This window comes from Bacillus cereus group sp. N31 (assembly GCF_016483245.1).
Classification (GTDB): domain Bacteria; phylum Bacillota; class Bacilli; order Bacillales; family Bacillaceae_G; genus Bacillus_A; species Bacillus_A toyonensis.
Genome location: NZ_JAEHCH010000024.1, coordinates 16,352 through 41,041 on the forward strand (window position 1 = coordinate 16,352; position 24,690 = coordinate 41,041).

Below are 24,690 nucleotides of genomic sequence, written 5' to 3' on the forward strand. Positions count from 1 at the left end.
TGGCAGTAAATGTGCCGGTTGTTTTGGAATCAACGTGATATATTTGTATTGTGAGAAGTGGCGGAAAACACAACTCATAAAGATTCCTTTATAATCTATATGTTGTCTAGACGGTTTCATAATGGTGCACATAAAATCCGAAACTAGCAGATGGTAACGATTGAATGGTACCGTTATTAAGGAGAGCTTTTGCTCTTCTTCCAGTTACTTAATATTGATGATGAATATCAGGAGATCATTATTAGGTGATTGGAAGAAATTTAAAACTTCACGTACCGTAATTGAATTAATAATATAAATCAAAGCATCCATTTGGGTGCTTTTTTATTTTGGAGAGGATGGTTTATATGACGGCATACCATAGGCCGATTTTGACAGAAAAATTGGATACACATACAGCAGTTTGGGTGAAAGGGTATTCTATTGACAATCCAACTATAGGAACCGAAATGAAAAGTCAGCTCAATCTTGAACTGACTTTTATGAGTAATGATTATTCGCCAAATAAGTACAAGATATTTTTAGAAGAATTTGAACGGTTTCTAAGTAAACACGGGTACTTAAATGGTGAACATAGTTAAGATAATCCTATAAAACTAGTTGTCACTTTTACAGCTGTTGCTGAGAGTACACTTAAAGGAACACTAGATAACTTTTTAGTAAGTTCTTTTGTTTTAGCCCAAACTTTTGAGTCTCTAATAGTATCTAGGAATTCATGCCCTGAAAAAGTAATCGATCCTATTCCTAGAGCATAAATTTCATCTCCATCAAACTGGTAAGAGCCGTTTATGTATCCAGCTTCTATAAGTTTTAAAATGGCGTATATAGATTCGTTTTCGCCGTATTTGTTAAAAGTATTAAATTCTTTTAATTGATGAAGATGAATGTGTTGACCTAGGTTTAATTTTTCTTCTAGTTCCAAAAGAACAGAACGAATACAATCTTGATTTAATTTCATGTTATCACCTCCTTACATTCTACAAATTCGACAAAAAAGAAGGTAATCCTACAAATTATAGAATAGGAAAACAATTGGTAATCAAAGCATTTAATTAGAAATTTTTATTTTGAAGGAGGATGAATGATGGAAGGTAAAACAATGACACTTAAACCTTTAAAGCAATATAAGATTGGTCCAAATAAAATTCAATCATTAGATGATGTAATTACTATTTTAAGAAATGTAATGATATGCGTGAATGGTGGAGAAGCGTTAGAAAGTCTGGAGCATTTAATCGAAAAGGGTGACGAATAATGAAACTAACAAAACAAGAACAAGCGGTTGCAATTGGTACATTCATTTCAATGTTAGGACAGGACCTTGTAAATGAATGTATTGATAAACAGAAATTAGAAAGTGTAATTCCAATCTTTAATGAGTTGGAAGATAATACAACACCAAAGCAAAAGAGAGAAGCGATGATTAATTTGCTTGGTAAGGCAATGGATGAATTTGTTTAGAATAGGGAGTGATGATAGATGCAAGTCTATTGTTCTAACTGTAATAAGGATTACGATATGCAACCACAAGTAGAGCAATTTCCAAAAAGAATTGAAAAGTGTTTCTTTATTTGTCCTCATTGTAAAAATGAACATGTTGCTGCATATGTGAACGATAAGATTCGTAGGTATCAAGCGGACATTGCTAAGTACCACGAACGGATTAATAAGAAGAATCTTAACATCGAGGATGAAATGAAACGGTTAAGAAAGAGGATGGAAGGTGCCAAGTAAACCATTTAAGCCGTGCAAGTCATTAGGTTGCAATGAACTGACGCGGGATAAGTATTGTGCTAAACACATCGAAAAGGAAAAAGAAACCGTAAGATATTACGACAAACATATTCGAAACAAAAGCTCACGTTCATTCTACAATTCAAGATTGTGGAAGGATATGCGTGAGCTTATTTACCGTAGAGATCATGGGCTATGTGTTCAATGTAGAAGTAAGGACATCATTAAGATAGGTGATGTAGTCGATCATATCATTCCTATACGTGTTGATTGGTCGAAACAACTAGAGCCATCAAATTTACAAACGCTTTGTCATGCTTGCCATAACAAGAAAACAAAAGAAGATGAGAAGAAAAATAAAAAATAATTCAAAAGAAGAAAATCATAAACATGCCCCCACCATGAAAAAGCAAAAGGCGACTCCCTGGAGACCGCCGCCTAGCTTTCCGTAAAAAAAGTTCGTTTTATTCCATAAAAGGGGGTTCGGCTGAGGGAGGTGGTTCTCATAGGAAGAAAAGCGAAACCGATTCATCTACATTTATTAGAAGGAAATACAAATCGACTAACAAAAGAAGAAATCGATCAAAGGTTAGCGGCCGAAAAGAAGTTACAAGCAAAAAAGGATAAAGTAAAACCGCCAACATGGTTAGATTCAGCTGCTAAGAGGGAGTTCAAACGAATTGCAGGTGAATTATTGGAGTTGGATGTTATTACTAACATAGATGTAAATGCACTGGCAACTTATTGTGATGCTTTTTCTGACTATGTTGAATGCACCAAGATTATTAGAGAAGAAGGACTACTTGTTGAATATACCAACAAGGCGGCTGAAACCAATAAAGTGCCACATCCACTACTTACAAAGAAGAAGCAATTACATGAACAGATGAAGGCTTTGGCTGTTGAGTTTGGTCTAACACCAAGTGCAAGAGCAAAAATTGTCATTCCAAATATAAAACAAGGTCCAAAAACTAACGTAGAAAAGGAGTTTGACGTATAACATGATCAGACAATGGATGTTGGACTATTGTGATGATGTACTAAGTGGTGAGGTCATTGCTTGTCAGAAGCATAAGCAAGCTTGCAAACGATTTTTAAGAGATATTGAGTGTGAAGGTTCTGAAGATTTCCCTTATGTTTTCAATGAAGAAAAGGCACTTCGTTTTTTAAAATGGATGTCTTTATTTAAACATACAAAAGGAAAACTGGCTGGACAAAGGATCGAACCGCATTCTATACAAATCTTTGTTTTTAGCAATATTTATGGATGGGTTCATAGAAATACGGGATTACGTAGATTTAAAAAAGCTTATTGGCAAGTAGGGCGTAAAAATGCAAAGTCACAATCTTTAGCGTGTGTTGGCTCATATGAAGCAATGGCCTTTGGTGAGAATATGTCTGAAGTATATGTAGGTGCCACAAAAACAGAGCAAAGTAAAATTGTTTGGAATGAGATTAAAGCACAGATGAATGGATGCGATGATTTAAAAGGAAAATTCAATATCGCTTATGGGAAAATTGAACATGTAAAGACAAACTCTTTTATCTCAGCATTATCAAAAGATGCTGGCAAGTCAGGTGACGGTTTAAATGTTCAATGTGGGATTATTGATGAATATCATGCTCATGCTACTTCTGAGATTTATGATGTCCTTGTATCAGGTTCGGGTGCGCGACCAAATCCATTAATGATGATTATTACAACGGCAGGATTCAACTTGAATAATCCATGCTATCGTGTGGAATATCAATATGTTTCTAAGATTCTAGATCCAAATATTGATATTGAAAATGAAGAATATTTTGTAATGGTCAATGAATTAGACAAGGATGATGAAATCGCAAATTCATATGTATGGGAGAAGGCAAATCCTATTTTATGTAGCTATGAAGAAGGGTGCTCTTTTTTAAAAGGGGAGTTACAATCAGCATTAGATGTGCCAGAGAAAATGCGAAATTTCCTTACTAAAAATATGAATCGATGGGTTGATATGAAGGAAAACGGCTACATGGACATGAAAAAGTGGAAAGATTGTGATGGAACTGTTGAATTATCTGAATTAAAAGGGTTGGAATGTACAGTAGGAGTCGACTTATCAGCTAAAATTGACTTAACAAGTATTTCATTTGAGTTCAAGAGGGATGATAAGTATATTGTTTTAAGTCATAGCTTTATGCCGGAAGATACGTTAGCTGAGAAGAGACAAACGGATAAAGTTCCTTATGATCTGTGGGTACAACAAAAATGGATCACGACAACTCCTGGTGCGGTAGTTGATTATGAATTTATCAAAACACATATTAGAAACATGGAGAAAGAGAATAAGTTCAAAATTAAAGAAATATGTGCTGATCCATGGAATGCAACACAGTTTATGCAAGACATGGAAGCTGAAGGCTATACGATGATAGAGATACGCCAAGGAATGGCGACTTTATCAGGCCCTACAAAAGATTTTAGAGAACAAGTGTATCTAAAGAAAGTCATTCACAATAACAACCCTGTATTAAATTGGGCAACTAGTAATGCTATAACAAGGCAAGATGCTAACGAAAACATTATGTTGGACAAGTCAAAAACAACAGAAAGAATTGATCCGATTGCGGCTGTAATAAACTCACATGTTCGTTGTATGCTCAATTCTGGTGAGATGGACTTGAATTCCTATATCTTAAGTCAAGATTTCTCATTCTAGGAGGAATTACATGCGGTTTTTATTGTTTTTTAGCAGTATTTTAGAAGATATTTTACTTATTTCGGGGTTGTCCATTATTGTCGGGACGACTTTTTTTATTAATCCAATTTATGGATGGTATCTATTAGGACTTATTCTCACAATGTTGGGGGTGGTAATGATAAGAAGATAGAAAGGAGGTGAAACTTTTGATTTTTCGAAAGTTATTTAAGAATCAAGATACGACCAATTTGAGAAATCCGTCTCCTTGGTTTAAAAGTCTATTTGGTTATCAAGCCGCAAGTGGTGAAAAGGTTACGGTTGAATCATCTTTAGGAGTCCCGACAGTATATCGATGCATTAACATCCTTGCAAACAGTGTTGCAATGCTTCCTTTTCAAGTTTTCAAAAAGACATCAAAAGGAAGAGAAAGAGATAAGATTCACCAAGTATCGTTCATTTTGGAAAGACGCCCAAATCCTTATCAAAGCCCATTTAAATTCAAACATTTAATCGAAACACACCGTAATACATGGGGAAATGCGTATATCAATATTCACTGGGGTGTGGATGGCAGACCGAAAGAATTATGGGCATTGAATCCAGCTGTCACAACTCCAATTGTTGACTTAAAGACGAATAAATTATGGTATTTTACTAGTTTACCGGACGGTACACCTGTAAAAATACCGGATTATGATATTATTCATCTCACTACATTGTCCACTGATGGGCTGAAAGGAAAACCACCTATTCAAATTGCAAGGGAATCTATAGGGAGCTCACAAGCGGCTCAAAAGTTTAAAGGGAAATTCTTTACAAATGGTGCGGCCCATAGTGGGATATTAAAAACTCAACAACCATTAAATAAAGAAGCGAAAAATGTACTACGTGATGCATGGGAAGAAGCAAACACAGGTTTAAATAATGCTCAAAGGATAGCAATTTTGGACGCGGGTTTAGAATTTGAGAAAGTCGGGATGCCTTTAAAGGATGCTCAATTTATTGAGGGGATGAAGTTTGATAAAGCTGAAATTGCAAACATATTTAATATCCCTTTGCACATGATTAATGAGCTAGATCGTGCTACATTCTCAAATATTGAGCAACAGGCATTGGATTTTATTCAAAATACATTGAGTCCAATTCTTATCCAATATGAAGAAGAGTTTTCTTATAAAACATTTTCATTTAATGAACAAAAGCGTTATTATTTGAAGTTTAATCTAACAAGTTTACTTCGCGCGGATTCTAAATCTAGAGCGGAATTTTATAAGATTATGTTAGATGCTGGTGCTTTCTCAATCAATAAAGTATTAGAGCTTGAAGATATAGATGGAATTGGAGAATACGGTGATAAACATCGTGTCGATTTAAACCATGTATCTATTGAGATTGCGGATGAATACCAATTAGCGAAAGCTAGTGGAGGTTTTTCGTTGAAGGGAGGTGAGGACAATTAAAGATGTGTTTACTATTAAAAATCAAACGGAATCGTCAGCGGACCTGTTTATCTATGGTGACATCATAAATAATACAGGTTGGAAATGGGATGACTCTGACATTATGCCCGATGATGTGAAAAATATTTTGGGGCAATTGGATGATAAAAGTAACCTTAATATTTATGTAAATAGCGGTGGGGGTTCAGTATTCGCTGGTTTAGCTATTTATAATATGTTAAAGCGCAATAAGGCCCAAAAAACTGTTTATGTAGATGGCGTTGCAGCTTCCATTGCTTCTGTAATCGCCCTAGCTGGTGATCGTGTTGTTGTCCCTTCTAACGCATTCTTAATGATTCATAAACCTTGGACGTATGCAGCTGGAAATGCAATTGACTTCCGAAAGGCAGCAGAAGATTTGGATAACATTGAGTCTGGAATCATGAATGTATATAAGGAAAACTTAAAAGAAGGCATTGAAATTGAAGAAATTCAACAATTAGTAGATGCTGAGACTTGGTTAAGTGGTGAAGAAGCTGAAAAGTACTTCAATATTGAAGTTGTGGAAGCAAAGGAAGTTGCAGCATGTATGAGTGATTACTTTGATAAATATCAAAAAACACCTAGTAAAGTAGTAGCAAAAGTGCCTTCTATTCCTAAGAAGGACCTTAATGAACAATTAAAAATACAAAACGCAATAGACCTGTTAGAACTATAGGTCTATTTTTTGTGCCAAAACAAGGAGGAAATACCGAATGGATAAACATGAACAAGAATTACGTCAAAGAATTGCTGATTTAAAAGCGAAGGCTGAAGAGTTTAACAATAGCGGTAAATATGAAGATGCAAAAGCAAAAATTGAGGAAGCGAAAAATGCAAAAAATGAACTAGATAACTATCTAGCAATGAAGCAAATTCAAGTTCCTGAACCTGTAAATTCACAAACAGGAGCATTACCTCCAGCACCAGTTAAAAATGAAGACGCATCATACAAAGAAGTATTTATGAAAGCCATTCGTGGCCAAAATTTAAGTAATGAAGAAGCAAACGTTATGCAGGAATATAAAGCAGCACTATCTGAGAATACAGGTAAAGATGGCGGTTATATTGTTCCAGAAGATATTACTACAACTATTAATCAGCTAAAACAAACGGTTGATAACTTGGAACAATATGTAAATGTACAACCAGTTTCAACAAATAAGGGAGCTCGTACATTAGAAAAACGTGCGGCATCTACACCTTTCGCTCCTTTATCTGAGTATGGAAATCCAAATGCTATGCAAGAAATTGCTTCGCCACAATTCGATCGTTTGCCGTATGTTATTGAGGATTATGCAGGGTTCCTACCTGTACCAAATGATTTATTAAATGATACGGATCAAGCTCTAGAAGTTTATTTACGTCAGTGGATTGCAAAGAAATCTATTGCAACTCGTAATTATTTAATTTTACAAGAAATCAACAAGCTAACAAAAGTTGATTTAAAGGATTACAAAGGTATTAAAACCGCATTAAACGTCACATTAGATCCAGCTTTCTCGGCTGTAGCAAACATTTTTACAAACCAAGATGGATTCAATTACTTAGATCAATTAGAAGATAAGGATGGTCGTCCACTTCTTCAACCAGATCCAACAAACCCAACTCGTAAGTTATTGTCAGGAAAGCCAGTCATTGTTTTATCTAATAAGACAATTGCTACAGATAAAGATGGTAAAGCACCATTTGTTGTTGGGGATCTGAAAGAAGCGGTTGTACTATGGGATAGACAGCAGTTATCGCTTGATATGACGAAAGAGGGCGGAAGTGCTTGGAGAGGTAATACAACAGAATTCCGAGCAATTGAACGTGAAGACGTTACATTATGGGATACAGAAGCGGTTGTATATGGACAAATTACGGTTACGTCTAAAGCAGGAGCTTAATAAGGTAGGAGGTGTCCTTCTTGGTACTAACATTAGAGGAAGCAAAAAAGTATCTTCGTGTGGATGGTGATGAGGAGGACGATCTCATTACATCTTTCGTAGAAGCAGCTGAAATATATATTAAGAATGCCACAAGTAAAAATGTAGATTTAAAGAGCGAGCTTGCTAAACTAGCAACTCGTATTTTAATTGCTCATTGGCATGAAAATCGTGAAGCGGTTGGAAAAGCTGAACAATTGGCATTTAGTTTGCAATCAATATTAGTTCAATTGCAATACTGTGTAGGTGATTCCACATGAACCCAGGTAAATTAGATAAACGTCTTACATTTCAAGTGAAGGACGAGGATGCAAAGGGTCCAGACGGTGATCCAATAGATGGCTATAAAGACTCTTTTACTGTATGGGGCTCTTTTATTTTTTTAAAGGGAAGAAAATACTTTGAAGCAGCCGCAGCTAATAGTGAGGTCCAGGGTGAAACAGAGATCCGATTTCGCACAGATGTGAATGCTGATATGAAAATTAAGTATAAGAACACGATTTATGACATTGTTTCAGTTATTCCGACTGAAAAACACACGTTATCGATCATGTGGAAGCGTGGTGGAATGAATGGCTGATGGTGTAGATTTATTAGGGTTTGATCGTTTGATGTCTGAATTAGAGCAAATGGGCCTGCGTGGAGAAAAGATTGAAGATAAAGCCCTTGCAGCAGGTGGGGAGCAAATTAGAAAAGCTATTGCAGAAAGAAGTGAACCTAGAAGTTCCAGTCCTAAGAAACCATCGAAAAGTGAATCTTGGCGTACAGGTCAACATTTACTTGATAATATACGAGTTACGAAGGCGCGAAAGGAGGATGGCGTAAAAACCATTAAGATTGGAATAGAAAAAGCAGATCGCTCTCCGTATTTCTATGGGAAATTCTTAGAATGGGGAACTTCTAAAATGTCGGCTCAACCATTTATAGAACCAGGATTTAATTCTTCAAAAGAAGCTGCGATCCGTGCTATGACAGACATTTTGAAGAACGAAATGAGGTTGAATTTATGATAAATTTACGCCCCGAAATTGTACAAGCTCTTGAAAATAATCAGGAGCTTGTTTCTTTATTGGTTGGAAAACGTATTTATTATCGTAAAGCCAAAAACGCTGAAGAGTTTCCAAGGATTACATTTTTTGAATTAAACAATAGTCCAGATGGCTTTGCAGATAATGAGGAAAGCGAAAGTGAAATCACATTTCAAATCGATATTTGGTCAAAGGGTAGTACAACAGCAATTCATCAAAAAGTGAATGAAGTCATGAAAAGTATTGGTTTCTCGCGTTATGCGGTTGCTGATTTATATGAAGATGATACACAAATTTTTCATTACGCGATGCGATTCGCGAAAGGAGTGGAGTTATAAATGGCTGGAGAAATTATTAAGATTAGTTCGACTGTCGGTGTAGATAGCCTTGTTTACGCTAAATTATTGAAAGATGATGCAGCAGGTGTTACCTACGATACAGTAAAGGAAATGGAAGGCGCTGTAAAGATTAAAACATCTAAAAAAGTAGCTTCTGAGATTATGTGGAGCGATAACAAAAAGTCCGAAATTGCTGAGTCTGACGGAGAAGTAGAAGTAGAAATCGAACTTCGTAGTATTTCGCTATCAACTAAAGCAGACATTGAAGGATATCCAGAAGTTAAAGACGGCGTATTAGACGAAAGACGTGAAGGTGAAAAGCCGTATTTGGCAATCGGATGGCGCTTCTTAAAAGCGAATGGGAAATATCGATATGTTTGGTTACTAAAAGGGAAGCTTTCACAAGAAGAGGAAGAAGGCGAAACGAAAAAAGATAAGCCAAACTTCCAGACTACAAAACTTAAAGGCTCTTTCATTGAACGTGATTTTGATGATAGACCGAAATTTACTGCCGATGCTGATGAACCTACATTCACAAAAGTTGTCGGAGATAATTGGTTTAAAAAGGTGTACGAAAAAACAGTAACTCAACCACCATCTGGTCAGTAAGAGGGAGCGTTTGCTCTCTCTTTTTTATTAACTAAGGAGGAATAAACTATGAAATTAACTTTACGAATCGATGGAGAAAATCAAATTTTTAATATGCCAGGATTTATCCCGGCACGTCTTATACGCCAAGCTCCTGAGCTTGCTGAAATTCCAAATAATCCTGGTCCAGAGGATATGGATAAAATGGTCCAATTCGTAGTGAAAGTGTACGATGGTCAATTTACATTAGATCAATATTGGGATGGTGTGGATGCGCGTAAATTCTTATCAACAACTTCAGATGTAATCAACGCAATTATTAATGAAACTGTGGAAGCAGCTGGTGGTAATCCTGGAGCTGGAGAAGAAGAAAACCCAAACGCATAGAGGGAGGAGGGCTGACGTTCAATGAGTTTATGGACGAGCTCTACCTCTCTTTATTACGTCAAGGTTATAAACATCATCATATCGATAATGAAATGGATATTTGGCATTATTTAAGGCTGAATCGAAAGCAACGTGAACAAGATAATTCAAATGTTGAAGATAAGAATTCGAATGAAATTGAAGTTCCGGCAGAAAACATTATCTAGCAAGGGGGTGAGACATTGGCAAATGAAATGAACAATCTGGTAGTTAGGCTGTCCTTAGATAATGTCAATTTTCGTCAAGGTATAGCAAATTCAGGTCGCGCAGTAAGGACATTGCAGAATGAATTGAAATCTGTCAGTACAGGTATGGGCGGTTTCGCTAGTGCTAGCCAACAAACACAAGCAAAAATGGACACTTTAAGCAGACTCATTGATGCGCAAAAGGAAAAAGTTAAAGCATTAAGACAAGCCTACGATCAAAATAAAGCTAAATTAGGTGAAAACGATGCGGCAACCCAGCGATATGCTTCACAAGTAAATAAAGCTGTAGCTGATTTAAATAGATTTGAAAATGAATTGAAACAAGTAAACCGCCAAGCTGAGCAAAAAGGGATAGATAAGTTAAATAATTCTTTAAAATCCCTACAGGCTGAATTTCAGTCTATTACAACAGGCATGGGCGGTTTTTCTAATGCAACTGAACAAACTCGAGCTAAAGTTGATGTTTTATCTCGTACAGTAGATAAACAAAAAGAAAAAATTAGGGAACTTCAGCAAGCCTATAATCGCGTTAAAACAGAAGAAGGTGAAGCCAGTCAATCAGCGCAACGATATGCTGAACAAATACATCGGGCTACAGGTGAATTAAATCGATTTGAAACACAATTACAACAGGCAAACCGTGAATTGGATCAGCAGGGAAATCGACTTCTAAATTTCGGGAATCGCATGGAAGAACTAGGTAATCACTTGCAAAATGCCGGAATGCAGATCGGTATGGTATTTGGTGGTATGACTTATGCAATTGGTCGTGGTCTAAAATCAGCAGTGGTAGAATCCATGAACTTCGAGCAGCAGATGGCTAACATAAAAGCGGTATCTGGTGCGACAGGACAAGAAATGGGCAAACTCTCCGAATTAGCTGTTAAATATGGAGAAGATACAAAGTACTCTTCTGTAGAAGCTGGAAAAGGGATTGAAGAATTAATAAAAGCCGGTGTTGATTTAACGGATATTATCAACGGCGGATTAGAAGGCGCGCTTAATTTAGCGGCAGCTGGAGAATTGGAGTTAGGAGAAGCAGCAGAAATTGCTTCAACCGCCTTGAATGCATTTAAAAGGGATGGTTTAAGTGTTACTGATGCCGCTAACTTACTTGCAGGAGCCGCTAACGCTTCGGCCACTGATGTACACGAATTAAAATACGGCCTGTCAGCATCCGCAGCAGTTGCAGCAGGAGCAGGTATGACGTTTAAAGATACATCGACGGCTTTAGCTGTATTTGCGCAGAATGGTTTAAAAGGTTCTGATGCAGGAACTTCACTAAAAACGATGCTTATGCGCTTAAACCCAACAACAAAAGAAGCGTATAACAAGATGGCGGATTTAGGTCTAATAACATATAACGCCCAGGCTGGATTTGATTTCTTGGTTAAAAATGGTATTACACCAGCTTCTAGAAGTGTAGGAGATATCGAAACAGCTTTAGAAAAATATGTAATGAAGACAGAAGGAGCTAAGAAATGGAATGAAAAATGTGAGACAACATTCCGTGAGTTAGCAACAAGTTCAGCTTTCTTGTCATCAAAATTCTACGATCAACAAGGACATATACAAAGTTTAGAAAATATATCTGGAATTTTAAAAGAATCCATGAAAGATTTAACAGATCAACAACGAAGTATGGCTTTAGAAACGTTATTTGGTTCTGATGCAGTTCGTGGTGCAACCATTCTGTTTAATGAAGGCTCACAAGGTGTAAATAAAATGTATACCGAAATGTCTAAAGTAACTGCTTTAGAGACAGCCAATACAAAAATGAACACTTTGAAAGGTCGTATTGAGCAGTTAAGTGGAGCGTTCGACACAATGAAAAAGACAATTGGTGATGCGCTTGCCCCTGTGGTTAGTGCTTTTGTTGCTGGATTACAGAAACTTGTGGATGGATTTAACGCATTACCTGGACCGGTACAAAAAGCTATAGCAATTACAGGTGGTATTGTTCTTGCTTTAACGGCTATTGCAACAGTTATTGGAGTAGTTCTAGCGGCGGTTGGGATGGTTATGTCAGGGATTGGAGCATTAGCAACATCATTAGGAATTGTTGGTGGTGCTGCGGGTCTTGCTAGTGTTGCGGTTGGATTTTTAGGAAGTGCAATAGGTTTATTATTTGGTCCAGTTGGCTTAATAGCAGCCACCTTAATTGGAACTGGAGTTGTTGCATATAAAGCATATCAAAAAGCAACTGAGGACAGTATTGCTTCAGTAGATCGCTTTGCTACAAATACAGAGGGTAAAGTAAGTTCCTCCACAAAGAAAGTTATGGGGGAGTATTTTAAGTTATCTGATGGCATTAGACAAAAATTAACTGAGATTAGATTGAATCATGAAGTAATAACGGAAGAACAGTCCCAAAAGTTAATTGGTCAGTATGATAAATTAGCTAATACAATCATTGAAAAAACAAACGCAAGACAACAAAAAGAAATGGAAGGTCTTAAAAAGTTTTTCGCTGATTCATATGTTTTAACAGCAGAAGAAGAGAATAAGCGTATAGAACAACTGAATCAACATTACGAACAAGAAAAACTAAAGACTCAAGAAAAAGAAAATAAAATTAAAGAAATACTACAAACAGCCGCTAGAGAAAACAGAGAATTAACAACAACAGAGCGTATATCATTACAGGCTTTACAAGATGAAATGGACAGAGTTGCCGTTGAGCATATGTCTAAAAATCAAATGGAACAAAAGGTAATTCTTGAAAATATGCGCGTGCAGGCTAGTGAAATTTCAGCTAGACAAGCAGCGGAAGTTGTTCAGCATAGTGCAGAAGCTAGGGATAAAGTCATAGCAGATGCTAAGAAAACCCGTGATGACAAAATTGCTGAAGCTATCCGACAAAGAGATGAAAATAAAACCATCTCAGGTGAAGAAGCTAACGCGATTATCGGTGAAGCCAAACGGCAGTATGACAGCACCGTTTCAACAGCAAGAGACAAGCATACTGAAATTGTGAATGAAGCAAAAGCACAAGCTGGTGAACACGTAAATCAAGTGGATTGGGAAACTGGTGAAATAAAATCTAAATACCAGGTTATGAAAGATGATGTTGTTCGGAAAATGCAAGAATTATGGTCAGGTGTAACGAAATGGTGGGAAGACACAAAAACATCGGCAAGTAATAAAGTTGAAGAAATAAAAAACACAGTTTCACAAAAATTCAGTGAAAAAGTACAAGCGGTAAAAGATAAAATGAATGAAGTGAAAAGTAGTATCGAAGATAAGTGGAACACGGTTGAAAAATTCTTCAGCACAATCAATCTTTATTCAATAGGTAAAAGTATTCTCGAAGGACTTGGAAAAGGTATCGATGATGCATCTGGTGGATTATTTAGTAAGGCGGCAGGCATTGCTAGTGAAATAAAAAGTACCATTTCAGGAGCACTTCAAATAAATAGCCCAAGTAAAGTGATGATCCCTGTTGGTAGTGCAGTTCCAGAGGGGGTTGGCGTGGGGATGGATAAAGGAAAACGTTTTGTTGTGGATGCAGCAAGAAATGTGGTTGGAACGGTTAAGAAACAGATGAGTAATATGCCATCTGTATTTGATTTTGGATTCCAAACCTCACATTACAATATTCCTAGTGATTCTTTAAATGATTTTGCAAGTTATAACCAACCTAATGCTGGGCAGAATACAGTTTCAACTAATAGAAGCATGTATCCAAATGGATCACTTAATGAAAAGGAAATTAATCTTACTGTAAATATGACCAATATTCTTGATGGTAAAGAGTTAGCAAATGGTACGTATGAATATACTACAGATCTTCAAGAACGTAAGCGAAAACGATTAGAGCAATTTTAAGGACGGTGATATTTTTGAGCAAATTAAGCTTTACATTTAATAATATTAGAAAAGATTATATTCAAATGCTAATAGGGAGAAAACGTCCTTCTTGGTCTCCAATTAAAAGAAATCTTGTCAGAGTTCCTCATCGTCCAGGAGCTTTTTTTATTAATACAGAAACGGAGGAACGCCGTATTGACGTTCCTCTTGTCATTAAAGCAAAGAAAGATATAGCAGATTTACAAAAGCTAAAAGAGGATTTAGCAAATTGGTTAATTACAGAACAACCGGCAGAACTTATTTTTGATGATGAACTAGATAGAACGTATTTAGCTTTTATTGATGGTTCAATTGATTTGGATGAAATGGTAAACAGAGGCAAAGGAGTTATCACTTTTATTTGTCCAATGCCTTATAAATTAGGACCAATCCGAAATGCAAAAGCAAAACTAGAATCAAATAATATTATTAAAATGGATGCTTTGAATGAGGGAAGTGTATTTTCAGAACCGAAATTCAAGATACAGGTAGAGAATCCGTCCACATTCATCGATATTATAAATAAAAATGGAGATCAACATTTTCGTATAGGATATCCAGTTAAAGTAGATGAAACACCAATAAGTCGGTATGAGTTGGTTATGCATGATAAGGCAAATTCTCTAGTAGGTTGGACGGAAGTGGGGAAAGATTTTGTTTCTGATTACGGAAGTGTAGCAGGGAAAATGATAGCGGATGGCGCACGTATCATGCCATCTGATTACGGTCAAGGGCAATTTTGGCACGGACCAGCAGTGAAAAGAAGCATTACAGGTGGACCGCTACAAGATTTCACACTTGATGCAATAGTTGAATGTCGAAACTTAAACCCTGCAACTATGGGACGTGTAGAACTTTATTTATTAGATGAAAACAGCGTTGTAGTTGGAAAAGTAGGTATGTTTGATGCATATAGAAATTCTAGCGAGAATTTCGGTGAGGTTATGGCAGGAAACGGTGACTATAATCATCTGATTATAGCGGAAACTGGTTATTATCGTACAACATGGAATGATTTTTATGGACGTCTACACATTGCACGAGTCGGAAATTATTGGCAGGGTGATATTGCTTTAATCGATGAAAAAGGAAATTACCATACAGAAAAATTTGCCCAATGGTGGGATACGGGCAATAGCTTTATGAAAAAGGTAGCTCAAATTGTTGTTCATATATGCTCGTTTAATGATGCACCATCATTAATTGCGGCTGTACATGATATTAAAGTGCAAAAAGTAAATAGCAATACAGAACGTCAAATACCTTATATTGTTCAAAAAGGAGATCTTGTAGAAATCGATTCATCGGATGCGAGTATTCGTATTAACGGAGCAGATGCGATTAATATAAAGGATTTTTTGAGTGACTATATACGTGTCGAAAAAGGAAAGAATGACATCGAAATATTCCCAAACAGCATTGGCCAGGTAGATGTCACATATAGGGAGCGTTATAGATGAGTAAATCAAATAATCTATTACACATTGTGGACTATAAAACAGATCAGATTATTGGCATTATACAAGAAAAAAACTACTGGAACGATATCCGCCAGTGGGAGATTAAAAATAATATAGACCAATTAGAGTTCAATACAATGGATGGGACAAAAGAATCTGCCAAACTCATGCAACAAAACCTTATAGTAAAACAAACTAGAGATGGTACTTTTGTTTCGTACGTTATTACGGAAGCGGAACAAGATGCAACAGACCGTTCTAAAAAAATTCACGCGCTCGGGGAACATACAAAGCTAAAGAAAGCAGCAGTAATTAAACCACAAACGTTACAAGCTACTACAGTCAACGAATCTATGGACTTTGCTTTACAAGGTACAGAATGGAAACGTGGGATTACGGAGTTCAGTGGTGTACGGACTATTCACATTAAGGATTTCACAAATCCGCTTGACTTCTTAAAACAAATCGCATCTACTTTTGAACTTGAGATTCGTTTTAGAACAGAAATACTGGGATCCTTTATTGTCAGTCGTTATGTAGATTTAGTAAAAAAGGTTGGCCGTGACAATGGGAAAGAGTTTTTACTAGGAAAAGATGTACAAGGCATTCGACGCATTGAGAGTAGCCAAGATGTAGTAACCGCTCTTGTAGGCGTTGGTCCACAAAATAGTGAAACTGGTGAATTTCTCACATTTGAAGAAATAAACAATGGCAAACTTTATGTAGGAAATAATGATGCTCTGCAACGTTGGTCGAAAGATGGTAAACATTTATTTGATATTTATTCACCACAAACAGAAGACCAAGATATGACGAAGCAAAGACTTAAACAATTAACAGAAGCAGAATTAAAGAAACGAATTGATAGTTCTACTTCATATGAAGTAAATGCAGTTGCACTTGAAGAAGTGTTTGGTTTATCTCATGAAGCGGTTCGTAAAGGCGATACGGTACGAATAAAAGATACAGGATTTAGTCCACCACTTTTCTTAGAAGCTAGATTAATCGCAGCTGATGAATGTGACACTGATCCATCGAAAGATAAATATATCTTTGGTAATTATCGTGAAATTCAAGATACACGAAGCCTGATCGATAGGTTATACGCACAAATCATGGGTAGCTTATCAAATAAAGCATCTAAAGAATTACTAGATATTTTAGATAAGAAACTTCAAGAAAATGTAACAGAAACAGAAGTCATTCGAAAAGAATCGGAAGCAGCAAAGAAAATTGCTGAACAAGTGGCTGAAAACTTGAAGTACAATACCGTTGATATTATTGAAGGTGTAAGTCCACCAAGGGAAAACTTAAAGGATAGAAAAACGTTGTGGCAAGATATCAGCAAAGGTAAGCCTGGTATTCTGAAATTGTGGAAGGATGGTAAATGGGATCCTGTTGTTCCTGATGTGGAATCCGTTAAGAAAGAAACATTGGAACAGGTGAGCAAAGATATCGAGACCACAAAAAATGAATTAAATCAAAAGGTTCAAGAAGCGCAAAAACAAGCAACAGGGCAATTTAATGAAGTGAAAGAAAGCTTACAAGGTGTTAGTCGTACCATTTCTGATGTGCAAAATAAACAGGGTGAAATTGATAAGAAGGTAACGAAGTTTGAGCAGGATTCCAATGGGTTTAAATTATCTATTGAATCGTTAACTAAAAAAGATACTGATATCAGCAATAAATTTAATACAGTCGAGCAAACTGTGGAAGGCACAAAAAAGACAATATCTGATGTGCAACAAACTGCAAATGATCTGAAGAAAACAACAACTGAAATTAAAGAGCAAGCAGGCAAGATTAGTGAGAAGTTAACAAGTGTAGAAAAGCAAGCAAATACTCTAACAAATAAAACAACTGAGATTGCAAAAAGTGTGGATGGAATCAAAGAAACAGTAACAAAAGTAGAAAATAATCAGGGTGGATTTGATAAACGTGTAACAGCAGTAGAGAAAACCGCTGAAGGTATTTCTCAAAACGTTACCAAGATACAAGAAACACAAACGGTACAAGGTAAACAAATTACTGAAGCACAATCTACAATCAAACAACATTCTGATGCACTTGATCTGACAGTGAAAATGAAAGATGTTGAGAACTATGTAGGCGGTATTGGTTCTATCAACGAAATTAGAAACGCAGGTCTTGAATTAGGTAACAAGTATTGGTCAATTAACCAGGGTACTGTCATTCAGCCAAACTCAAAATACAAAGGATACGCAACTTTCTGGAGTGATTACTCAGGAAAGACTAGTGATCACTGGTCTGGTACCGCTTCTGAATTTATATCAGTTACAAATGGTGAGGATCTTATTTCTTCAGGTTGGTTTGCTACTGACAATATAGCTTCATTGGATCAAAAAGCATGGATGGAAATTGAGTTTTGGAATGCTACAAAAGGAACTAGAATGAGAACGCAGCGTGTAGAAATCCAATGGGCTAAACAAGGCGATTGGGAAAGAATGATGATGGTTTCAAAGGTTGCAGCTAATGAAGAGTGGGTTAGATGGCGTTATTATGTTCAAAGAAACGGGCGTATACGAGCTGCCCTGCCGATGTTACAGCGCGGTAAAGTAGCGACAGAATTTTGGTTACATCCGAAAGACCAAACTGATGCTGATAAAATGATTGAAGATATCGCTAATAGAGTAGCTACTAAGGATTACGATAAAACAACAACTGAATTAGAGCGCCTTATTTCCGCCAATACGGAGGGAATTAAACTTGCTGCAGTAAAAAACGAAGTATATACGAAACAACAGGCTGACGGAAGATATGCGGATAAAGCGTATGTAGAAAAACAAGAGGGACGTATTGAGGTAGCTGAAAAAGCGATTACTAGTACCGTCCAAAAAGGCGATATTATCTCAGCTATTAACCAAACAGCTGAAAAGATTCAAATTAATGTTGCTAAGTTGCAGATTAACGCTGATACCATTGTAAAATGGCTCACCGCTACAGGCATTAATGCAGATGTAATTAAAATCGAAAATGGGAAAGTTACGATTGATAAAAATGGTATTACAGCAAAAATGGCTGACTTCTTTTTTGAAGATGAGCGTGGGCAGAAATTTTCAGTAACACCAAGGAAGAATCTCATTCCAGATCATGACTTTTCACACATTTCTTTTAATACTTTTAATAATTATTTTTTGAAGATTGAATACAGTCCTACATGGACAATTATGTCTAATCCATATATTGAGAAACCAGTGGTTAACAATTATGAGCCAATGGTTAATCCGATGCGTATAGATTTATCAAATTGGATTCGATTTACATTATTTGAAGGGGTAAAACCAGGTAAGAAATACACATTGTCGGCTCATTTCAGAGCAACTACCAATGATAATCGTGTAAACATTACAAACAAGCCAATCATGAGAGCGGTATTCGGTAAATATAACGGTGACACTCCCGTGGAGCTTGGACGAGCATCAAAAACTTACGATGCACCAAGCATTCAAACTGGGAAAATAGTAAGATACGCTTTAACCTTCACTGTGCCGAGTAACTATGTAGAAGGAAATGGTTATGTTTATATTGATTTATTTGGCGAGGGGCTCTTAAATAATATGCAAGCAATTGCTGTATCAGGTGTTCAGTTGGTGGAAGGTGACGTTCCTTCCGTTTATAACTGGGATACAACACATGGAGAACTCGTAAACGGAACGCTGCCTTTTTCTACAATTGCACTTGGTACAAAAGATAATGTTATTTACCACAATCATGTGAACAAATGGAATTATATGAATGCGCCGCTTGAAATCATAAGCAATGGCGAAATGATGGCACTCGTTGGAGATGATCGTGCGGGACTCAGTTTTTATCCCCGTGGCGGTGGAGAACGTAGAAGTTACATCGGTCACATTTACAACAATGAAAATAGATTCCGAATTGAATCAAAAGATCCTGTTGCAACGACACAATCAATTGAATGTAATGGGATTAACGTATGTGGTGGATACTTTGGTGCTAATGCAGGTTCTATTCATTATACAAATGGTAGCTTAGGTTTAGGGTGGTATTTCCATGATGGTAGATGGAATTATGTTGATTTCACAAATATGACTTCTAGAACATAGGGAGGGAGATGAGTATGAATCCAGACAAATTTATGCGTCCCATGCCATCTAATGAACAGTCACCATTCTTAGGTAGAGTAGTTGATTTGAAGAAAGGTGAAAATCAAGTCACCGTTAGCATTCCAAACGATATGCTAGAATTTTGCGGTATCAAGGAAGATACAAAAGTTGAAGTTTGGGGACTTCCTGATGGCACGTTGAATATGCGGATTGCTACTGCATGTGACTTATGTAATAAGGGTGGTAGAGTTTACGAGATTGAGCTTTTCGGTAAAGTAAGCCTTATTTGTGCAGACGATTATGTAAAGCTAACTGGTAAGCCCCCAATGGCTTCTGATGAAGTGACAATTGAACACGTTGAGGGAGTAGAAAATAGAATGGTAGAAGGAGCATTATCAGCAGATCAGTATTAATTAAATACATGTAAACAAGTAGGACAGCCAGGAGCTGTTTTTAATTTTGAATAAAATACTGCTTTTATAACAAAAGATATTGCAACCAATTGTGGTTTTATATTTAAAAGCACAGGTAAAGTTTTTTATTAGGAGATGAAAAAGCTATACCTCGCACGATACCTATAACTATTGCGGTAAAAAAATAATATTTTAAAACAATATAGAAAGGGAATAAACGAAATAAAGAATTAAAATAGTCTTTATGAAATGGAGTTAATGTATAACAAGTGTTCCTATTAATTTGATATTAATATATAATGTTAAAGTGTTTTATTGAATTAATATAAAATAATGGAGGGATAAAATTGGAAACTACTAAACATTTTAATGGGTTACCATTAGAAGTTAAACAACTTCTAATGGATTTGAAAACTGAATTACAATTATCTAGAAATGCAGATTTTAAACCCTTAACTAATCAAGGAAATAGATCTATTGTTTTTGAGGTACTGAATGCTAATTTAATTATAAAATGGCTAACAGAAAAGGGAAAAAGAGATAGTGATATTGAAGCGCTTTTAGATTTAGATGGAATAGATTATTTCCCTAAGCTTTATGCGTATCAAAAAGGGACATTCTTAGTCATGGAAAAAGCTAGAGGAAAGGATATTGATTGGTTGTTAGAGCATAAACTGATTACAGATTTTGAGCTGGACATGGTGAGAGATCAGTTTGAAGATGCAGTAAAGCTTGGTATTCAAAAAGGGCGATATGATTGGGATACAAAACTTGAACATTTTTTCTGGGATGCAGAAACAAAAAAATTGAAACTAATTGATTTTAGTTTATATGACTCTTGTTCTAGTTCTACTACACAGGGAATGGTTAAAAGCAGACTCGAGACATTTGATGAAATGGTTATGCGATGGAAATGGATAAATAATAAATGAATTTTAATTCAAAAAAAGATAGATAATCATTTCTTTTTTGTAAAAAGGGATGGGGAATTTAGAGGCGCAGATGTGCCTCTTTTTATTTTGAAATGAGGTGGTTAAAGTGGAAGGATTACAAGAAGTAAGAAGTGATTTTCAAGAAATAAAGCAAGATATCAAGGACATTCGTTTAGAAATTAAAAGCTTAGAGATGCGAACAACTGGTAACGAAAAGGACATTATCAATATCAACAAACAGTTAGATAAAATTAGCGCCAATACTACCTGGATCTTACGACTTATTGTAGGTGGAATTATAGGCGCAGCAATCACTTTCTTAATGAAGGGAGGTGGTATGTAATGATTGAAATTACTGTAATGATTGGAATAGTAGTTAGTCTTTCACAAATCGGAAAAACAATTGGATTACAAACAAAATATGTTCCGTTATCAAATTTAACGCTTGGCATTGTGCTAGGCGTTTTATTTTTGGACGGAGATATCAAAACAAATGTATTTCAAGGAATCATCATTGGACTGTCAGCAAGTGGATTATTTGACCACACAAAAATTATGAAAAAGGATGTTGATGAAAAATGAAAAAGACATTAAAACATATTTCTTCTGTAGTCTTTGCAGTTATTTTAGTTTTATCTATTGCAACAAGCGTTTTTGCTGATAGAACGCTTATTATTCCTGATTTACCTAAACAACCATACCGTTATGGCGTGGGTGCATATGAGGGCGTTGTAGCTCATTCTACAGCAACTCCAGAAGCTCCAGCTATTAACATTCAAAAATATGAGTCTCGTACATGGAGAAACGCATTTGTTCACTATGCAGTCGATTGGAACGAAACAATCCAAATCGCTGATACAAAGTACATTGCTTATGGCGGCGGTCCTGCTGCGAATAAACGATTTGTGCATGTGGAATTATGCGAAACAGCGGATTATACAAAATTCAAACGCAGCTATGATAAATATGTTAAGTTACTAGCTAAAATTTTACGTGACCGTGGGTTATCTGTAGAAAAAGGATTGTGGACACATAGCGATGTAACTCATCACCTTGGCGGTACAGATCATGAAGATCCAATTGATTACTTAAAGTCTCATGGCGTTTCAGAAACTCAATTTAGAGCAGATGTACAACGAGCATATAACAATTCTAATGTGGATGTTTCTGTACCTGAAAAGCCATCTAAACCGGCAGAGGTACCGACAGCGGTAACAGATGGAATTGCTTATATTGAAGGTTACAACGTTAACTTACGCAAAGGACCAGGTACAAGTTATTCTAAGATTCGTCAACTAAACAAACCAGAATCTTATATTGTGTGGGCGGAAAAGGATGGCTGGTTAAATCTTGGTGGAAATCAGTGGATTAAGAACGACCCATCTTATGTGAAGTTTAATAAGAAAAGTACAGTAGATTCTTCTATTGTTGGAAAGCGTGTTGTTTCAAAAGTTAACAATCTACGTTTCTATGATGCTCCATCCTGGCAGGACAAAGATGTTGCTGGTCTCGTAGATGCAGGTGAGGGATTTACAATTGATGGGAAGTTAAATGTGAACGGTTCACTCCAATTTAAGGTGCACAATAGTATAGGGAAAACATATTATATTACGATAAACGAAGTTTATGTATATGTAAGATAACTGTAATACTGCAGTATATTACACTCATAGGAGGTAGCTAAGTGTTTGATAAAAATGAAATACAAAAAACAAATGGGATACTTCAAGCTAATGCATTAAACCCCAATTTAATTGGCCCTACACTCCCACCAATCCCACCATTTACTTTACCAACCGGTCCCACGGGCCCAACAGGAGGAACAGGCCCAACAGGAGGAACAGGCCCAACAGGAGGAACAGGTCCAACAGGAGGAACAGGTCCAACAGGAGGAACAGGTCCAACAGGAGAGACAGGCCCAACAGGAGGGACAGGCCCAACAGGAGGGACAGGTCCAACAGGAGGGACAGGCCCAACAGGAGAAACAGGTCCAACAGGCCCGACGGGAGGAACTGAAGGTTGTCTGTGTGATTGCTGTGTTTTACCTATGCAAAGCGTCTTACAACAACTTATTGGAGAAACTGTGATTCTTGGCACTATTGCAGACACACCCAACACGCCCCCACTTTTCTTTTTATTTACTATTACTTCCGTAAATGATTTTTTAGTTACAGTTACTGATGGCACCACAACCTACGTGGTCAATATTTCTGATGTAACAGGGGTAGGTTTTTTACCACCAGGACCAACAATAACATTACTTCCGCCTGTCGATGTAGGATGCGAGTGTGAATGTCGTGAACGACCAATTAGACAATTACTGGATGCGTTTATTGGATCTACAGTAAGTCTTTTAGCAAGTAATGGTTCTATTGCAGCAGATTTTAGTGTGGAACAAACAGGACTTGGTATAGTGTTAGGTACATTACCTATAAATCCAACTACAACCGTTAGGTTTGCTATTTCAACTTGTAAAATTACAGCTGTGAATATAACTCCTGCTACTATATAGTTGATTTCTTTCAAAAGTATCTGTTGCTACTCGATAAGAAAAGCAGGATGGATTCTTCTATTCTAGGGAAGCGTGTTGTTTCAAAAATTAACAATCTACATTTCTATGATGCCCCATCTTGGCAGGATAAAGATGGGGCTGGTTCTGTAGATGCGGGATTAGGATTTACAATTGATGCGAAAGTAACTTTCAATGGATCAATCGTCACAAAATAAAGTACACAACAGTAAAGGAAAAACATACTATGTAACAACAAATGAAGCCTATGTGTATGTGAAGTAGCAAAGAGAGTCTGCTCAAATATGAGTAGACTCTCTTTTTTATTTAATTCATATTGGATTAAAATGTACCGCTATTATGTTCTGTTAGATACTTGGTATCTACATAACCAAGATCCTGGACATGTTGGTATAACGTCGTTAATAACTCTTCGTCTTTGCATAAAATACTAATATCAAAACCATCCACTATACTTAATACGAATTCACAATCACTATCAATAAAATCTTTTGCTGTAATTATCGATGTATAATTTTCCTTTTTAGTAAAAGCAGACATTGTCAAAAAAATTAAATAATATTTCTGGTTTAAGGTACGTTCTAAATCACTCCCAGTTATGAAACGATCCTTATTGAATGAAAATGCATTTGGAAAATTACCATTAGAATCTTTAACGTATACTTCAGCTGTATCAATTTGCCATACATAGTTTTTGAAATTAAAAGGTTCTAATAAACTTAGTACGGATAAAAAGAAATTTTCATCTTCTGGAGCGTGAAAGTGTATTCCTATATTCATATTATAATAATCTCCTTTTTAAAAGTGTTGTAATTGATTAACATATGAAACCATACCATAAATTATTTAAATGATATATATAAATTTTAATTATTAAGAGGGATTTAGTAAGAAGAGGTATTAAAGAAGAAATGCGTGTATTATCTAAACAAAAAAGTGCTAACAAGTTTGCAAACGAACTTGCTAACACATATAAGAAATAGATAAAAAATATCGCTGATATGTCACTTTCAA

Annotated in this window: 28 protein-coding genes and 1 pseudogene; 27 read left to right on the forward strand and 2 right to left on the reverse strand. The window is 36.2% G+C overall.

Annotated elements, in window-relative coordinates:
* Positions 1-347: 347 nt before the first annotated feature.
* Positions 348-581: a hypothetical protein gene (locus tag JDS81_RS23475; protein ID WP_063224943.1), complete on the forward strand. Its 234-nt coding sequence runs from the start codon at positions 348-350 to the stop codon at positions 579-581.
* Here the strand turns inward: JDS81_RS23475 and JDS81_RS23480 are convergent.
* On the reverse strand, positions 578-958 hold the full coding sequence (locus JDS81_RS23480; protein WP_063224944.1) for a DUF2513 domain-containing protein: 381 nt from the start codon (positions 956-958) through the stop codon (positions 578-580). The two genes, JDS81_RS23475 and JDS81_RS23480, sit on opposite strands and share 4 nt — an antisense overlap.
* Positions 959-1,084: 126 nt before the next feature.
* Here JDS81_RS23480 and JDS81_RS23485 point away from each other — a divergent pair, with 126 nt between their 5' ends.
* The 26 genes and pseudogenes from JDS81_RS23485 to JDS81_RS23610 form a co-directional block, all read left to right on the forward strand.
* Positions 1,085-1,255 (forward strand): hypothetical protein, encoded by a 171-nt coding sequence (locus JDS81_RS23485; protein WP_180229342.1) that lies wholly within the window; start codon positions 1,085-1,087, stop codon positions 1,253-1,255.
* The gene (locus JDS81_RS23490; protein WP_098657666.1) at positions 1,255-1,461 is read left to right on the forward strand and encodes a hypothetical protein; all 207 of its coding nucleotides are present in this window, start codon (positions 1,255-1,257) and stop codon (positions 1,459-1,461) included. The genes JDS81_RS23485 and JDS81_RS23490 overlap by 1 nt, the downstream gene beginning before the upstream one ends.
* A gap of 18 nt (positions 1,462-1,479) precedes the next feature.
* A complete protein-coding gene (locus tag JDS81_RS23495) occupies positions 1,480-1,734 on the forward strand; it encodes a hypothetical protein (RefSeq protein WP_098657667.1) in 255 nt (84 codons plus the stop codon).
* The gene (locus tag JDS81_RS23500; protein WP_098657668.1) at positions 1,724-2,101 is read left to right on the forward strand and encodes an HNH endonuclease; all 378 of its coding nucleotides are present in this window, start codon (positions 1,724-1,726) and stop codon (positions 2,099-2,101) included. Before JDS81_RS23495 ends, JDS81_RS23500 begins: the two co-directional genes overlap by 11 nt.
* Before the next feature lie 129 nt (positions 2,102-2,230).
* Positions 2,231-2,734: a phage terminase small subunit P27 family gene (locus tag JDS81_RS23505; RefSeq protein ID WP_098657669.1), complete on the forward strand. Its 504-nt coding sequence runs from the start codon at positions 2,231-2,233 to the stop codon at positions 2,732-2,734.
* Position 2,735: 1 nt separating this feature from the next.
* Positions 2,736-4,430 (forward strand): terminase large subunit, encoded by a 1,695-nt coding sequence (locus tag JDS81_RS23510; protein WP_098657670.1) that lies wholly within the window; start codon positions 2,736-2,738, stop codon positions 4,428-4,430.
* Positions 4,431-4,618: 188 nt separating this feature from the next.
* Positions 4,619-5,872, forward strand: a complete 1,254-nt coding sequence (locus tag JDS81_RS23515) for a phage portal protein (RefSeq protein ID WP_098657671.1) — start codon at positions 4,619-4,621, stop codon at positions 5,870-5,872.
* A complete protein-coding gene (locus JDS81_RS23520) occupies positions 5,859-6,569 on the forward strand; it encodes a head maturation protease, ClpP-related (RefSeq protein WP_098657672.1) in 711 nt (236 codons plus the stop codon). Before JDS81_RS23515 ends, JDS81_RS23520 begins: the two co-directional genes overlap by 14 nt.
* A gap of 37 nt (positions 6,570-6,606) precedes the next feature.
* Entirely contained in the window at positions 6,607-7,779 is a 1,173-nt protein-coding gene (locus JDS81_RS23525; protein WP_199688624.1) for a phage major capsid protein, read from the forward strand.
* A 20-nt stretch (positions 7,780-7,799) separates the two neighbouring features.
* Positions 7,800-8,078 carry a head-tail connector protein gene (locus JDS81_RS23530; RefSeq protein WP_000244587.1) on the forward strand — a complete coding sequence of 93 codons (279 nt, stop codon included), beginning with the start codon at positions 7,800-7,802 and terminating at the stop codon, positions 8,076-8,078.
* Positions 8,075-8,398, forward strand: a complete 324-nt coding sequence (locus JDS81_RS23535) for a phage head closure protein (protein ID WP_098657674.1) — start codon at positions 8,075-8,077, stop codon at positions 8,396-8,398. Before JDS81_RS23530 ends, JDS81_RS23535 begins: the two co-directional genes overlap by 4 nt.
* Positions 8,391-8,828 (forward strand): HK97-gp10 family putative phage morphogenesis protein, encoded by a 438-nt coding sequence (locus tag JDS81_RS23540; protein ID WP_098657675.1) that lies wholly within the window; start codon positions 8,391-8,393, stop codon positions 8,826-8,828. Before JDS81_RS23535 ends, JDS81_RS23540 begins: the two co-directional genes overlap by 8 nt.
* Positions 8,825-9,184 (forward strand): tail completion protein gp17, encoded by a 360-nt coding sequence (gene gp17 / locus JDS81_RS23545; RefSeq protein WP_098657676.1) that lies wholly within the window; start codon positions 8,825-8,827, stop codon positions 9,182-9,184. The genes JDS81_RS23540 and gp17 overlap by 4 nt, the downstream gene beginning before the upstream one ends.
* Entirely contained in the window at positions 9,185-9,793 is a 609-nt protein-coding gene (locus JDS81_RS23550; protein WP_098657677.1) for a major tail protein, read from the forward strand.
* Between the two features lie 48 nt (positions 9,794-9,841).
* Positions 9,842-10,159 carry a phage tail assembly chaperone G gene (gene gpG / locus JDS81_RS23555; RefSeq protein ID WP_098126626.1) on the forward strand — a complete coding sequence of 106 codons (318 nt, stop codon included), beginning with the start codon at positions 9,842-9,844 and terminating at the stop codon, positions 10,157-10,159.
* Positions 10,160-10,188: 29 nt separating this feature from the next.
* A complete protein-coding gene (locus JDS81_RS23560; RefSeq protein ID WP_179864053.1) occupies positions 10,189-10,365 on the forward strand; it encodes a hypothetical protein in 177 nt (58 codons plus the stop codon).
* Positions 10,366-10,380: 15 nt separating this feature from the next.
* Positions 10,381-14,232: a phage tail tape measure protein gene (locus JDS81_RS23565; protein WP_098657678.1), complete on the forward strand. Its 3,852-nt coding sequence runs from the start codon at positions 10,381-10,383 to the stop codon at positions 14,230-14,232.
* 14 nt (positions 14,233-14,246) lie between these two features.
* Positions 14,247-15,713 (forward strand): distal tail protein Dit, encoded by a 1,467-nt coding sequence (locus JDS81_RS23570; protein WP_199688625.1) that lies wholly within the window; start codon positions 14,247-14,249, stop codon positions 15,711-15,713.
* Positions 15,710-19,801, forward strand: a complete 4,092-nt coding sequence (locus JDS81_RS23575) for a phage tail spike protein (RefSeq protein WP_199688626.1) — start codon at positions 15,710-15,712, stop codon at positions 19,799-19,801. The genes JDS81_RS23570 and JDS81_RS23575 overlap by 4 nt, the downstream gene beginning before the upstream one ends.
* Before the next feature lie 14 nt (positions 19,802-19,815).
* Positions 19,816-20,214 (forward strand): hypothetical protein, encoded by a 399-nt coding sequence (locus JDS81_RS23580; protein WP_098657418.1) that lies wholly within the window; start codon positions 19,816-19,818, stop codon positions 20,212-20,214.
* 347 nt (positions 20,215-20,561) lie between these two features.
* Positions 20,562-21,146 (forward strand): hypothetical protein, encoded by a 585-nt coding sequence (locus tag JDS81_RS23585; protein WP_098126854.1) that lies wholly within the window; start codon positions 20,562-20,564, stop codon positions 21,144-21,146.
* Between the two features lie 106 nt (positions 21,147-21,252).
* Entirely contained in the window at positions 21,253-21,489 is a 237-nt protein-coding gene (locus JDS81_RS23590; protein WP_098126856.1) for a hemolysin XhlA family protein, read from the forward strand.
* Positions 21,489-21,728: a holin gene (locus JDS81_RS23595; protein WP_098126858.1), complete on the forward strand. Its 240-nt coding sequence runs from the start codon at positions 21,489-21,491 to the stop codon at positions 21,726-21,728. The genes JDS81_RS23590 and JDS81_RS23595 overlap by 1 nt, the downstream gene beginning before the upstream one ends.
* The gene (locus JDS81_RS23600; RefSeq protein WP_098126860.1) at positions 21,725-22,789 is read left to right on the forward strand and encodes an N-acetylmuramoyl-L-alanine amidase; all 1,065 of its coding nucleotides are present in this window, start codon (positions 21,725-21,727) and stop codon (positions 22,787-22,789) included. The genes JDS81_RS23595 and JDS81_RS23600 overlap by 4 nt, the downstream gene beginning before the upstream one ends.
* A gap of 41 nt (positions 22,790-22,830) precedes the next feature.
* On the forward strand, positions 22,831-23,658 hold the full coding sequence (locus JDS81_RS23605) for an exosporium leader peptide-containing protein (protein WP_199688627.1): 828 nt from the start codon (positions 22,831-22,833) through the stop codon (positions 23,656-23,658).
* A 32-nt stretch (positions 23,659-23,690) separates the two neighbouring features.
* A pseudogene (locus JDS81_RS23610) lies at positions 23,691-23,940 on the forward strand (N-acetylmuramoyl-L-alanine amidase); the annotation flags it as partial.
* A gap of 57 nt (positions 23,941-23,997) precedes the next feature.
* On the opposite strand, the gene JDS81_RS23615 reads toward JDS81_RS23610, so the two are convergent.
* Entirely contained in the window at positions 23,998-24,456 is a 459-nt protein-coding gene (locus JDS81_RS23615; protein WP_098126862.1) for a DUF2691 family protein, read from the reverse strand.
* Positions 24,457-24,690: the final 234 nt, after the last annotated feature.

Bases quoted from the DNA above. Each gene is read 5' to 3' on its own strand.
- JDS81_RS23475 (WP_063224943.1), top strand. From the start codon at position 348: ATGACGGCATACCATAGGCCGATTTTGACAGAAAAATTGGATACACAT.
- JDS81_RS23480 (WP_063224944.1), bottom strand. From the start codon at position 958: ATGAAATTAAATCAAGATTGTATTCGTTCTGTTCTTTTGGAACTAGAA.
- JDS81_RS23485 (WP_180229342.1), top strand. From the start codon at position 1,085: ATGGAAGGTAAAACAATGACACTTAAACCTTTAAAGCAATATAAGATT.
- JDS81_RS23490 (WP_098657666.1), top strand. From the start codon at position 1,255: ATGAAACTAACAAAACAAGAACAAGCGGTTGCAATTGGTACATTCATT.
- JDS81_RS23495 (WP_098657667.1), top strand. From the start codon at position 1,480: ATGCAAGTCTATTGTTCTAACTGTAATAAGGATTACGATATGCAACCA.
- JDS81_RS23510 (WP_098657670.1), top strand. From the start codon at position 2,736: ATGATCAGACAATGGATGTTGGACTATTGTGATGATGTACTAAGTGGT.
- JDS81_RS23525 (WP_199688624.1), top strand. From the start codon at position 6,607: ATGGATAAACATGAACAAGAATTACGTCAAAGAATTGCTGATTTAAAA.
- JDS81_RS23535 (WP_098657674.1), top strand. From the start codon at position 8,075: ATGAACCCAGGTAAATTAGATAAACGTCTTACATTTCAAGTGAAGGAC.
- JDS81_RS23540 (WP_098657675.1), top strand. From the start codon at position 8,391: ATGGCTGATGGTGTAGATTTATTAGGGTTTGATCGTTTGATGTCTGAA.
- gp17 (WP_098657676.1), top strand. From the start codon at position 8,825: ATGATAAATTTACGCCCCGAAATTGTACAAGCTCTTGAAAATAATCAG.
- JDS81_RS23550 (WP_098657677.1), top strand. From the start codon at position 9,185: ATGGCTGGAGAAATTATTAAGATTAGTTCGACTGTCGGTGTAGATAGC.
- gpG (WP_098126626.1), top strand. From the start codon at position 9,842: ATGAAATTAACTTTACGAATCGATGGAGAAAATCAAATTTTTAATATG.
- JDS81_RS23560 (WP_179864053.1), top strand. From the start codon at position 10,189: ATGGACGAGCTCTACCTCTCTTTATTACGTCAAGGTTATAAACATCAT.
- JDS81_RS23575 (WP_199688626.1), top strand. From the start codon at position 15,710: ATGAGTAAATCAAATAATCTATTACACATTGTGGACTATAAAACAGAT.
- JDS81_RS23580 (WP_098657418.1), top strand. From the start codon at position 19,816: ATGAATCCAGACAAATTTATGCGTCCCATGCCATCTAATGAACAGTCA.
- JDS81_RS23595 (WP_098126858.1), top strand. From the start codon at position 21,489: ATGATTGAAATTACTGTAATGATTGGAATAGTAGTTAGTCTTTCACAA.
- JDS81_RS23600 (WP_098126860.1), top strand. From the start codon at position 21,725: ATGAAAAAGACATTAAAACATATTTCTTCTGTAGTCTTTGCAGTTATT.
- JDS81_RS23615 (WP_098126862.1), bottom strand. From the start codon at position 24,456: ATGAATATAGGAATACACTTTCACGCTCCAGAAGATGAAAATTTCTTT.